We start from the raw sequence: 10,683 nt of genomic DNA on the forward strand, positions 1-10,683 counted from the left end.
TTCCTATGGAAGGCACAGCATTGACATGAGATTTCTGGTATCTAGTTTGCCAAGTTTCATTCCAATAAAGTAAATGCTGCACAATTTCAGCGATACTATTACTATCTTCACAAGGTTTCCAAAACGCTACTGCATACACTGTTCAAACATTTTCATGGTAAGGAATTGAGCTTGCGGCTTCAGTTCGTAGCCAAGTTCCCCATTGACCTCGATCGATGCTGTCTTTACATCGGATATTCGAGTTATACTATATTGTCGCAATCTCATTTCTAACTGCCCATAGGTCATGCGCATTCATTTCAACTGCTTTTCGTCAACCTTGCCGTCTCTGATGATGATTGCAGGTTTTCCGGTTATCCATCGTTCCATCCATTTGTATTTGAGCACTAATACTTCCATAAGAAATAGGATTGCGACAAATAATGCAACGGCTACAACCGATCGTAACACAGAATTCTCAATGATACCTTGCGCCATAAGTTCTCCAATGAAGATTATAACTACTGTAGTAGCAACAGTCATTTGAGCAACCGATTTCCTGCCAGACCACCGTAGAAAATAACGCCGAAGCCGACAATAAATGCACATTTCCAAATGATATGCCATGGACTGTTGGATTCTCGACCGGAGTCAATTCACCGGAGGAGGAGGCCGCTTTCGTTGAAAAATGGTTTAACAAAAAGGACGCAACAAATGAACCGACAAGCTAAATCCGAAAATTAAAACTTCTCTTGTCATTTGAGAACGACAATAGATTGTAAGACAAGAACAAGGGTTTTATAGGACAGGAACCTGGTACCTCTTTCTTGGATGTAGCAAAAAATAAAGAACCCACAATAAATATGTTGTGGGTCCCACAGGAATTTGGTATATTTTTCGTCATATATTAATGTTTCATGCCGCTGCGTGATTACGCTATCGTTTGGCGTTACCTCAATTGTCACAAAATAATTTTATCACTTCAAGTGTGTCCGAAATCTGGAATTATTAATGATCTCCTCAGCAAGTTCATCCGGCTGCTTATTATCGGTATCCAGCAGGAATGGCTCATTGATCGGCGACGCCATCAACTTGTTCCGAAGGAAGAGCGAACGGTGGATATATTGTGCATCTCCTCGCTGATGGAGTCGAGCGGTAAGGGTGTTCGGTTCCGCATACAGCACAACATAGTGTAGCGTCGCCTCGAGGTCCGATAGTTGGTCAAAGAACCATTGCAGTTCATCTTCGACGACGAAATCGATAACCACGTCTAGCCCTTTCAAGAGAAAATTCCGCGTCACCGCAGCAATATTAAGCCAAGCCAGTCGGAGTCGTTCCTCCCACGGCGGCTCGATATCTCCTCGGTAGACATGGAGAAGGAGATCACCTTCAATCAACGCACATTGGTGCATCGCGTTGGCCAGAGTCTTCGAGACGGTTGATTTCCCTACACCAAGTGGGCCAGAGATAAGATAGACGGTTACTGATTTTTTGGTGAAATGCATATGATATTCCCCTCCCTACCCGTTCGTTACGAAGCTGCCGGTTCACGCCGGCAGCCTCGCTCCAACATTTGTTCAACTATCGTTCCCCATTAGTTGAATGAACCGCCCTTTGTTCCTAGCTTTTGAGACAGCAATTCTTTATGTACTTCAGAAAGCTTTAATAATGCGAACTCATCAAGCTTAATTAATTCGCAGAGCTTAGTTGACTCTGTCTTGGCTAAATTATATAGTGTCCTATTTATTATTCCGCTGATATAAGCTTCTTCCAGTTCAACGGTATCCTTATTAATTAGTTCACCAGTTGGTAATACAATTAAATCCAAAAACAAATCATCCATCCACGATACATTATTCTCACTAACCCCGTTTTGGGAACATATATCTATGTACCACTGCACGATATTACCCTTTGAATCAAACATTGTTGTTACCGAATGGTTACAACCCGAAGGGAAGTGTTGAATTCTCGTATTATCACTCCATTTTGAAATATAATAGCACCAAACTGGATTATATATTCTGTCTCAACGTTAATACCCGTACCTTCTAAATCAAATATACAAAACGTACGATCGTATAAATTGTTTACAAAAGCATCTTTGACCAGATACGCATCTTTAGACAAAAAAGTAATGTTCTCATACATCCTCCTTGTAAGGTCGATGGAATTGACTTCTAAGTAGTAGCTAGTAAGAACACTCGTCTCCCGTTAAACATCGAAGTATAGCTTAATCAACTAAGAAATTTAACTTGTTTCAAAATGCTGTCTGATAACCAAAACCCTGCCGCTGCAACAATAACCGAGTATACAAGCATATTGTCAAACTTAAAGGGTTCGCCATGAGTAAACAAATATACAATAATACCAGCAAATATCAGATGTAAAGATAACCCTGCGAGTGTCCCAAGGGTTTTTCCCTTTATTTTCAAGACAATAATTTCCGCAATAATTGAGCAGGGTATGCCAATTATTGCGTATCCGATAGCAGAGTACATAAAATAGATGAAAAACGGGGCATAGCCATGCATTAATACGAGACTATACGAAAGAATCACCGCCATAAGTAAACTGGAGATAATCTTCCTGCCAATCGAAACTTTTGTGACTATTATGAACTCCCCCTTCGTTTATCAAGTAAGTTTAGAATAGCACATAATATCAATTAGGGTATTCATTAATCTGCCCTTTACTTCAACAGAACAAGGAGCATCTGCCGCTGGCAAACTGCTCCTTGTTCGTTCAGCTATCGTTTTGCGTTAGCGTAACATCAGTTCTTTTGAGACTTAGCTATCTAACTGTATTTCAGCGATAACCTTGTCACCATCTATCACAAGCAAAGTACCGGTAAGTGCAACTGATTTTGCTTGCTCAACATCGACGTTTTCCTTAATTTGATACTCGGTATGAAAAGATGCTTCTTTCCTTGGTTCAATAACACCTGACGAACCACCGCCTCTATTATCGCATTTTTCTAAACTTTGTGTTCGGTTCCATCTCCATCTGTATATTGAAAATAAAGTTATAGACTAGGAATGCTGATCTCAAGCGATTCGTTAAAAGTCCGAATAGGCTGCGGCATTAAAACTTTCCGGACCGACCCGAAACGGTTGGGTGCTGTTGGAACTTACGAATGCGGAATAAACAAGCTGGTTGTTTGGAGGAGCAGGAACGTTGTAATCTGACCCTGTAACAGTATAAGGAAAGATGAGCGATCCCTCACTTCCCAGAGCTGGTATGGTTAAGTTAGCAGAGTATACGGTTGGATCTGTAATCTGTGTTCCTCGTACAACTTCGATCAGGATAGTTACATTTAGTGAGTCGGCTGGAAACGAAATGGTCACAGTTGCAGTAAATTCAACGCGTATGAGTCCTCCTGGATTCAAACATTCTAGCCCTACTTGTCCAAATAATGTGGGAGTGGTAGGACTCGCAGAACTGATCGATTGTTGAAAACTGGCATTTTGCGATGTTCTTGTATCTAGTAATCTTACCATTAAAATACACCTCCTTTTTGTCGAAGCTTATCTATTATATGAAGCCAAGTTGAGATAAGATTGTGTGCTTGTTTTATTAATCGTAGAAGGTGGGGAGCAAAAACCTTGAATGGCTATTCTCTGACATGATCCCCTTTTTTTATTGAACTCGATGAACTTTAACCTCCCTTTGAGTGAAGAAAAAAAGGAATTGCCGCGAGGCAAGCCACTCAACTGGTGTTCGCTGTTACGCATTTACTTACTGTAAACAACGATTATGTTTGTGCCGCCGAACAAGAAAAAAACCCGCAGCATGAAGCATGCCGCAGGTCTCTAACTCGTATTATTTTAGATCGTTCCATGCCGAAGCTTAACTTAGGAACTGACATCCGTATCTAATCATAGAGCCTCATTGGTTCGTTTTCGCCTCATGCAATTGTGTAATCAACATCAACAGATTCAGCTACTGTTAATTTAATGGTTCGCTTGAATGTTTTTAAGCATCACCTGGTTGATCATGTGTATTATTTTGTGCAGACTGGTCAGGCGATTTTCGAGTTCGAGATTGCAGTTCCTTATCTACGGTACGCTGAGATTTGGTTATCTTAGTTTTAGTTTTATCGGACATTGAGATTACCTCCTTTCTATCTTGATGAAATAAGCTAAAAAATTAAGCCTGTTCTGTGGGAAAGTTTCCTCAGGCTTTTTTAGGGCTTTATATGTGAACCATTTTGTTAAATAACCACCTTAATTAATATTTGCCTCATCAATTTTACCCTTTTGATTTGGTTTTTGGTTTTTTTGCTTTTCGGATTTCACGCTTTTCTTTTGATTAGTCATAACTTTAGCACACCCCTTTGAGTAATTTGAAACATATATATTGTACTCACTTAAGAAGTAATTTAAGCAGACACATTGTGCCAATCACTTAATTTGTCGGCGAAATTAAACAATAATTTCTTACTGGGAACTAAAGCTTTTCAAATGAGATTATTCTTGCATAATCCTCCCTTAATCTCCACAAAATAAAGATATTGAGAAAAGGAGTGATTTTATCCCATGGCAAATAACAGCACTTTACTCGTACCACAGGCTAAAGCGGCAATTAACCAACTAAAGTATGAAGTAGCTCAAGAATTGGGCATCCCTCTTCATCCAAATGGCTACAATGGAAATCTCCTTACAAGGGATGCAGGCTCTATCGGAGGAACAATTACAAAGCGTCTTGTACAAATTGCTGAGCAGCAGTTAAATGGATTTAAACGCTAAATCTATAATGTAAGCCTAGTAAAAAAGACTACGATCACCTTTCGTACAAACTGGCAAACCTTACATTGCTATCATTGAACAAATGTTCGCGTTAGCTTAGTCATACAACTGGTACTAAAGTAAATGAGGGTTATTAGCAAACTGTTATCAGACCGCCATGTGTAACAATGATAATGCTGTCCTGTGGATGTTCAACTGACAAATCCAATAAGGACGAAGCTAATCTCTCGCCCGCTTTCCTCGCAGAATCACCAACTGGTGGTGAAAAATCCCTCTCATGTGTACATCGATTCCACAAATCAACAAACTCCTCAAATGTCTGTCCAGGTATATCACCCCAGTTGGCACGCTCTCGCAAACGAATATCTTCTGTAATTGTTGTCTTAGTTTCGTTCGCAATGATTTGGGCTGTTTGTTTAGCCCTTTTTAGTGGACTACAGATGATTTTTTTTATCGACATTTTACTAAAATGGCTTGCGGTCACCTGAGCTTGCAACAAGCCTTCCGGCGATATAGCGACATCTTCAATTCCCTTTACTTTTTTAGCATGTCTGACAAGGTAGAAATTTGTGCTCATTGCACCAACTCCTTCCTTTTAATAATTCAGGTTCGATTCGAAAAAGATTAGATATCCATCTAATTTGATAAATATCTAATTGGTATTATATATTCGTTCCTTGCTGTAAGTAAATACAATTTTCACTGAACAATTCTGCTCGTTAGTTGAATAGCAAAAAGAGACCCAGTTTGGTCGGAAGGTGGTTTGACTTTAGTGAAATAACTTATGAAGCAAAAAAAGTTCTATCTGGGAATCCATTCCCCTCTTTATAGCATCTTGCAATAGCTGAAACGGCCCTCATGAATGTATGGTCATTTTTTGTATTAGGCACCTGCTCTAGCTCCCTAAATTCTTCAACAACCTTGTCAAATTCAATTCTTCCCATTCGTTCTTCCGTTGGACCAAATTTATAAATTACCTTCTCTGCATCATCGTACTCTTTGATCAGTATTACATATGTCGCCAAATTCTGAACCTACCTTTCGATTAACAGTTACATAATCCAGCGTACGCACTTTTCCATTATCTTTTAAATATAGATGCCCGTTAGCACAAAAGGCCGCACGCAGCAGCCTTTTTAGGTTTGTTCAACTATCGTCCCTCGTTAATCGCCACTCACATTCATAATTCCACTAGCCACGAATCCCTTAGTATATCTTTAGTCTATTCCTGATCAAGCTCAAAGTTCATTGCACCTAATTCTTCACTAAAATAGCAAATTCCATTCTTGCATCCATATGTAATTTTATTACCTAAATCATGATAAATAACCACTTCTTTATAATCAAGAGGAGTGGTCATTTTAATTTCGGTTATTAAAGCTTCAGCAGCTGTTTCCGTTTCCTTATCTCCCTTTCCATTATATCCAATCGCTGTTCCGCTAGGTCCTTCGTAAACCGTAAATATACATGCATTTTGATTGTTTTCTTTTACTTGGATCACAAATGTGTAAGCATTCGAAGCATCATCTGTTTTGTATAGAGGTTCTCCAAATAAAGCAAGCAATGATCCCCCTAAACTTTGCACTTATACATTTTATTCCTCCGATGGCTGTTTTTGATTCATTTTAAATCATTCCAGATTTTTATTATGACGTGTGGCCCGTAATCTTGGGGGTAAGATATCAATGCAACGAATACTGTTAATAAATATCAGTAATTGTAAATTCCGAATGATTTATATAGTATTTATTCTCAAAGTTTAAATCATCAGCATATGAACCATTGCCTTTATCCATTATTTTAGCTGAACAACTGATGATTAATAAAATAGTGATAACGGCTGCCATGCCCAAATAAAATAATTTCTTCATACAAATTACACCACTTTTAATATTTAGACTCCTAATCCCGAGAAAAAGTTACAGTCATTTCCATATTTCTAATCTGCCCGTTACTTCAATTAAAACGGCAGCCGGAATGTTTTCCGACTGCCATCGTTTTATATTTGAACTATCGTTTCTCGTTAGGTTAACGCCAGCGCCCAGTCTACAACTTTATTATCACAGTTCTTTATTGTTCAGTACTTCATTTTATCGAATACCAACAAAACTTTTGCATTTCTCCACCCCATGAGTTACTATTTTTATATTGACAAATTTGCAGGTCATACAAGGAGGTTAACACGCTATGTGCCCCCGTACCAAAGAACAAAATGAGCTCATACGCATACAGCGCAGAGAGCAGATCCTGGACGTCGCCGCGCGCTCCTACTTTCGCACGGGCGGCAGCTTTGATATTCGCGACGTCGCCCGCGAGGCAGGGCTTGGTTACGGCACAGTTTACCATTATTACCCCAACCGGCATTTATTAATAGAAGATGTGTTAGGAAGCGGCTTCGAGCGATGCGAGCAAGTTATCGCAAAATGGGCGAACATCAGCGGCAGCCCCCCGGATGACTGGCAGTTGTTGACGTATTGTAAAGCGCTGCTCCGGCTGTGGCAGTCGGACGCCCGCGCATATCTCGTCTACAAAATGGCGGCGGAACATTATGCAGGCTTGCCTGAAAGGGATCGACACCACGCCAAAAGAAAATTTATGGAACGGCTGTACGTTCCACTCCAATCGATCGCCCAGTGCGAAGACGACAGCGTCGACCATATGCTTGCCGTGCTGGTCGGTTGCTGTGGGCTGCACTACTATGCGGGCAATTCCGACCTGGACGTCGATCGAATCGCCCGACTCGCTATGCAAGCTATTACGAAGGAGTCCTGATACGAACATGGTCATTTTAAAAAGCAAGCATGAAATTGAGGCTATCCGCAAGGCATGCCAAGTGGTGGCTGAATGCCATCGTACAATCGCCCCGCTTATCAAACCGGGTATTACCACACACGAGATTGAGCGCATATTCGAGGACATTATGTTGAAGCACGGCGCAAAGCCATACCAGAAAGGCTATAAGGGCTATCAATATGCGACCTGTGCCTCCGCCAACGATGTGATCGCACATGGCTTCCCTAGCAATAAGCCACTTGAGGAAGGCGATATCGTGACGATCGACACTGTCGCTGAGCTCGATGGCTGGCTCGGCGATTCGGCCTGGAGTTATGCGGTCGGGCAGATCTCGCCGACGGCCGAGAAGTTGATGCGTATCACGAAGGAATGTCTTGACCTGGGCATCGAGCAGGCGCAGCCCGGCAATCGACTCGGCGATGTGACGAGCGCGATTCAGCGGCATGCGGAATCACACAGTTTCGGCGTCGTGCGCGACCTTCTCGCCCATGGCATCGGCCGCGACCTGCACGAAGAGCCGACTTATATGCATGTCGGCAAGCCTGGAAAAGGCCTCCGTATCAAGGAAGGTATGGTGTTCACGATTGAGCCCATGATCACCGAAGGCACCTACTTCATGACAATCGATCCGGACGGCTGGACCGCACGGACGAAGGACAACAAGCTCGCCGCCCAATACGAGCATACGATCGCCATCACGGCTGAAGGTCCACAAATTTTGACCGCGCAATAGAAAAATTAGAGGTCGACCAACGAAATGGTCGACTTCTTTTTTTCGTATTCGGCATAACGATATCCCGTTCCCATCTTCAAGCTGAAGCATGTTCGGGGACAGCGTGTCCATAGATCTGATGAGGCTTCTCGCTTGGACGCGATCATATTCAGTGGCCTCACCTTTTTCTTATCATCCGTCGGGAATGAGATCAAGTTCTTGTCACCCGACAGATATGTCGGATGACAAGAAATTTAACCCATAAATGACAAGAATTTCATCTCATTCCCACGTGCATTTTGAAATCGAAAAAACACACCATTTGGCTATTTCGTCGAGGATTTCGTTATATGCTAGTATCCCACGTTTGAAATAATGCAATTTCTTGTCCGAAGTCGTTTCTATCAAGTTGGTGATTAACAGGTTAACTCTTTCCTTGTGCTGCCCGCTGTTGTAAAGCGCCATGGCAAGGAAGACTTGAATGGCACGATTTTACGGGAACTCCTTGGCTCTGTTCTTAAAGTCTCTACTGCTTTTTGATAGTTTCCCCATTAGCGGTATGCACTTCCTAGCCTTAAGCATGTATTCCTCAGAAACCTCTTCGCATAATATCAACACAGTTTAACGCCGAAATTAGGCATTCACCCTGCCTATGGCGAATATCTTAAAGGGAAATTACATTTAATAAATTGAGGTGATACACTTGGGATACTTCGTTACTGTGGAACCGGGGGTCAACCTATTTATAGAGGACATCAATCCGAAGGGAAATAAAACGATACTTTTTATTCATGGATGGCCGCTAAACCATAACCAGTTCGAATATCAGTTCAATTTCCTTCCTAAGCTCGGATATCGTTGTATCGGAATGGACTGGAGAGGATACGGCAATTCGGATAAACCATTCGGGGGCTACGGTTTCGACAGATTAGCAGATGATCTTCGCATGGTCATCGAAGCGTTACAGTTAAAAAACATAACACTGGCTGGACACTCTACCGGAGGCGCGATCTCGATTCGTTATATGGCTCGTTACAAAGGGTTCGGGGTATCTAAACTCGTTCTTATCGACGCTGCCTCTCCATCGAGCGTTCCAAAAGAATTTACTAATAAAATCATCGAAGAAACAAACAATGACCGTCCGAAAATGCTGCAAGACCAAACAGGGATTTTTTTCTTTCAGTACATTTCCGATCCGAAATCCGAATGGTTCGTTCAAATGGGATTACAAGCGGCGAATTGGTCGACTTCCGCCATTATGGTCACGCTTAGAGACGAAAATGTTTACAATGATCTTGGGCAGATCGATGTGCCCACTCTAATTATTCACGGAATTCATGATAAAGTCATTCCGTTTACCCAAGCTCAGGAAACAAATAAGCTGATCAAAAATTCGAGGCTAGTTCCGTTCCAATACAGCGGCCATTGCGCTTTTTTAGAGGAGCGCGATAGATTCAACCAATTACTATCTTCTTTTGCATAACGCCTCGGATTATTGTCAAAATCGGGAATGGGATCAAGTTCTTGTCATTGGCTCGTGACAAGAACTTGATCCCATAAAATAAAAGACCGCGTTTTACGCGGCAATTAATGGGACTATGTTCTTGTCACCCGACAGTAATCAGCATTTAGAAAAATAGGTTCATTCCTTTTTATTAGGTTCTACTTGTCGCATACCAACCACCACAGCTCTCCCCTCGCCATTTCCGTGTTCGTTGACTGGAACATTAAGCGTTGCTTCTAACTTATTTAATTTTGTGCCAGTCCTTCTTGACGCATCTCTTCTACGGTGTGACGCCCTTTATCTTCGTCTCGGCTGCCAACTTTTAACCCATTCAAAGCCAGTTGATATGCGATTTCCCTTCCTATACCGCGGTTAGCTCCTGTGACTAAAATCTAAGCCTTCATTTATTGATTCACCAGGTTCAAGTCTTCCACCAATTGGTTTTCTGTTGGCAATTCAGTAATACAACTTAACATCTCTAAAATTCCTCCCTGAAAAATTGGTTCTTAATTTAGTGATTGCAAACATCGTAAAATCCAACTTGTTAAAGAATTACTTCGTGAGAAAAACCCGTTTTCCTTTTTATGTAATAAAATCTGAAGGCTCTTATCGAACAAATCTGCCCGTCCCTCGGTTTTAAAGGTTTATCTCACGTATGCTCACTCACTCGCAGGATTTCATCACCTTATAAATCAGTATTTTTCAGAAAGTAAGTTGATTAAAACCGTTGATTCATATTTTGGGCGTGCGGGAATAGAGGAACATATGGAACATTTCCCCAGATCCTTCTCTACTGCACGCATGCTCCACAAAATCCTTGGAGGTTCACCCTCCCGCGGCTCAACGGGTCTATGCCCTTACATTCCTCCCTCAGAATGATTAGATTTTCTTACGTATGCTCGCTTGTTCGCAGGATTTCACATCCCATAAAAGTGGTGAACGATAGA

General features: G+C 41.6%; 15 protein-coding genes and 1 pseudogene. 4 read left to right on the plus strand and 12 right to left on the minus strand.

All coding sequences use genetic code 11. From position 1 onward, the window contains the following. The 7 genes and pseudogenes from AC58U0_RS36955 to AC58U0_RS36985 all read right to left on the minus strand — a co-directional run. Nucleotides 1-127: pseudogene (locus AC58U0_RS36955) on the minus strand (DinB family protein); the annotation flags it as partial. Next, nucleotides 127-294 (minus strand): YetF domain-containing protein, encoded by a 168-nt coding sequence (locus AC58U0_RS36960; RefSeq protein ID WP_497383619.1) that lies wholly within the window; start codon nucleotides 292-294, stop codon nucleotides 127-129. The gene AC58U0_RS36960 and the pseudogene AC58U0_RS36955, both read right to left, overlap by 1 nt. Then, entirely contained in the window at nucleotides 295-477 is a 183-nt protein-coding gene (locus AC58U0_RS36965; RefSeq protein WP_497383620.1) for a YetF domain-containing protein, read from the minus strand. A gap of 479 nt (nucleotides 478-956) precedes the next feature. Beyond that, nucleotides 957-1,484, minus strand: coding sequence for a P-loop nucleotide/nucleoside kinase family protein (locus AC58U0_RS36970; protein ID WP_497383621.1), 528 nt, complete (start codon nucleotides 1,482-1,484; stop codon nucleotides 957-959). An 89-nt stretch (nucleotides 1,485-1,573) separates the two neighbouring features. Further along, nucleotides 1,574-2,002 carry a ribonuclease FAU-1 family protein gene (locus AC58U0_RS36975; RefSeq protein ID WP_497383630.1) on the minus strand — a complete coding sequence of 143 codons (429 nt, stop codon included), beginning with the start codon at nucleotides 2,000-2,002 and terminating at the stop codon, nucleotides 1,574-1,576. Nucleotides 2,003-3,038: 1,036 nt separating this feature from the next. Next, the gene (locus tag AC58U0_RS36980; RefSeq protein ID WP_497383622.1) at nucleotides 3,039-3,479 is read right to left on the minus strand and encodes a hypothetical protein; all 441 of its coding nucleotides are present in this window, start codon (nucleotides 3,477-3,479) and stop codon (nucleotides 3,039-3,041) included. Nucleotides 3,480-3,954: 475 nt separating this feature from the next. Next, nucleotides 3,955-4,086 (minus strand): hypothetical protein, encoded by a 132-nt coding sequence (locus tag AC58U0_RS36985; RefSeq protein WP_261304347.1) that lies wholly within the window; start codon nucleotides 4,084-4,086, stop codon nucleotides 3,955-3,957. Nucleotides 4,087-4,517: 431 nt separating this feature from the next. Between AC58U0_RS36985 and AC58U0_RS36990 the strand changes: the two genes are divergently transcribed. Beyond that, on the plus strand, nucleotides 4,518-4,727 hold the full coding sequence (locus tag AC58U0_RS36990; RefSeq protein WP_497383623.1) for an alpha/beta-type small acid-soluble spore protein: 210 nt from the start codon (nucleotides 4,518-4,520) through the stop codon (nucleotides 4,725-4,727). A 133-nt stretch (nucleotides 4,728-4,860) separates the two neighbouring features. Here the strand turns inward: AC58U0_RS36990 and AC58U0_RS36995 are convergent, their stop codons facing one another. The 4 genes from AC58U0_RS36995 to AC58U0_RS37010 all read right to left on the minus strand — a co-directional run bounded on the left by AC58U0_RS36995 (nucleotide 4,861) and on the right by AC58U0_RS37010 (nucleotide 6,598). Then, nucleotides 4,861-5,304, minus strand: a complete 444-nt coding sequence (locus AC58U0_RS36995; RefSeq protein ID WP_497383624.1) for a histidine phosphatase family protein — start codon at nucleotides 5,302-5,304, stop codon at nucleotides 4,861-4,863. Nucleotides 5,305-5,509: 205 nt separating this feature from the next. Next, on the minus strand, nucleotides 5,510-5,752 hold the full coding sequence (locus tag AC58U0_RS37000) for a hypothetical protein (RefSeq protein WP_497383625.1): 243 nt from the start codon (nucleotides 5,750-5,752) through the stop codon (nucleotides 5,510-5,512). A 197-nt stretch (nucleotides 5,753-5,949) separates the two neighbouring features. Continuing rightward, the gene (locus AC58U0_RS37005) at nucleotides 5,950-6,291 is read right to left on the minus strand and encodes a hypothetical protein (protein ID WP_497383626.1); all 342 of its coding nucleotides are present in this window, start codon (nucleotides 6,289-6,291) and stop codon (nucleotides 5,950-5,952) included. Nucleotides 6,292-6,427: 136 nt separating this feature from the next. Next, nucleotides 6,428-6,598, minus strand: coding sequence for a hypothetical protein (locus AC58U0_RS37010; protein ID WP_497383627.1), 171 nt, complete (start codon nucleotides 6,596-6,598; stop codon nucleotides 6,428-6,430). Between the two features lie 316 nt (nucleotides 6,599-6,914). Here AC58U0_RS37010 and AC58U0_RS37015 point away from each other — a divergent pair, with 316 nt between their 5' ends. From AC58U0_RS37015 to AC58U0_RS37025, 3 genes are all read left to right on the plus strand, one after another. Beyond that, nucleotides 6,915-7,499, plus strand: a complete 585-nt coding sequence (locus tag AC58U0_RS37015) for a TetR/AcrR family transcriptional regulator (RefSeq protein ID WP_208919955.1) — start codon at nucleotides 6,915-6,917, stop codon at nucleotides 7,497-7,499. Nucleotides 7,500-7,506: 7 nt separating this feature from the next. Continuing rightward, nucleotides 7,507-8,253 (plus strand): type I methionyl aminopeptidase, encoded by a 747-nt coding sequence (gene map, locus AC58U0_RS37020; protein WP_497383628.1) that lies wholly within the window; start codon nucleotides 7,507-7,509, stop codon nucleotides 8,251-8,253. A gap of 682 nt (nucleotides 8,254-8,935) precedes the next feature. Continuing rightward, a complete protein-coding gene (locus AC58U0_RS37025) occupies nucleotides 8,936-9,715 on the plus strand; it encodes an alpha/beta fold hydrolase (protein ID WP_497383629.1) in 780 nt (259 codons plus the stop codon). A 266-nt stretch (nucleotides 9,716-9,981) separates the two neighbouring features. On the opposite strand, the gene AC58U0_RS37030 is transcribed toward AC58U0_RS37025, so the two are convergent. Further along, complete coding sequence (locus tag AC58U0_RS37030; RefSeq protein ID WP_497383631.1) at nucleotides 9,982-10,128, minus strand: SDR family NAD(P)-dependent oxidoreductase; 147 nt, start codon at nucleotides 10,126-10,128, stop codon at nucleotides 9,982-9,984. Between the last annotated feature and the right edge of the window lie 555 nt (nucleotides 10,129-10,683).

Source organism: Paenibacillus sp. J31P190 (assembly GCF_059692075.1).

Bases quoted from the DNA above. Each gene is read 5' to 3' on its own strand.
- AC58U0_RS36960 (WP_497383619.1), bottom strand. From the start codon at position 294: ATGCGCATGACCTATGGGCAGTTAGAAATGAGATTGCGACAATATAGT.
- AC58U0_RS36965 (WP_497383620.1), bottom strand. From the start codon at position 477: ATGGCGCAAGGTATCATTGAGAATTCTGTGTTACGATCGGTTGTAGCC.
- AC58U0_RS36970 (WP_497383621.1), bottom strand. From the start codon at position 1,484: ATGCATTTCACCAAAAAATCAGTAACCGTCTATCTTATCTCTGGCCCA.
- AC58U0_RS36980 (WP_497383622.1), bottom strand. From the start codon at position 3,479: ATGGTAAGATTACTAGATACAAGAACATCGCAAAATGCCAGTTTTCAA.
- AC58U0_RS36985 (WP_261304347.1), bottom strand. From the start codon at position 4,086: ATGTCCGATAAAACTAAAACTAAGATAACCAAATCTCAGCGTACCGTA.
- AC58U0_RS36990 (WP_497383623.1), top strand. From the start codon at position 4,518: ATGGCAAATAACAGCACTTTACTCGTACCACAGGCTAAAGCGGCAATT.
- AC58U0_RS36995 (WP_497383624.1), bottom strand. From the start codon at position 5,304: ATGAGCACAAATTTCTACCTTGTCAGACATGCTAAAAAAGTAAAGGGA.
- AC58U0_RS37010 (WP_497383627.1), bottom strand. From the start codon at position 6,598: ATGAAGAAATTATTTTATTTGGGCATGGCAGCCGTTATCACTATTTTA.
- AC58U0_RS37015 (WP_208919955.1), top strand. From the start codon at position 6,915: ATGTGCCCCCGTACCAAAGAACAAAATGAGCTCATACGCATACAGCGC.
- map (WP_497383628.1), top strand. From the start codon at position 7,507: ATGGTCATTTTAAAAAGCAAGCATGAAATTGAGGCTATCCGCAAGGCA.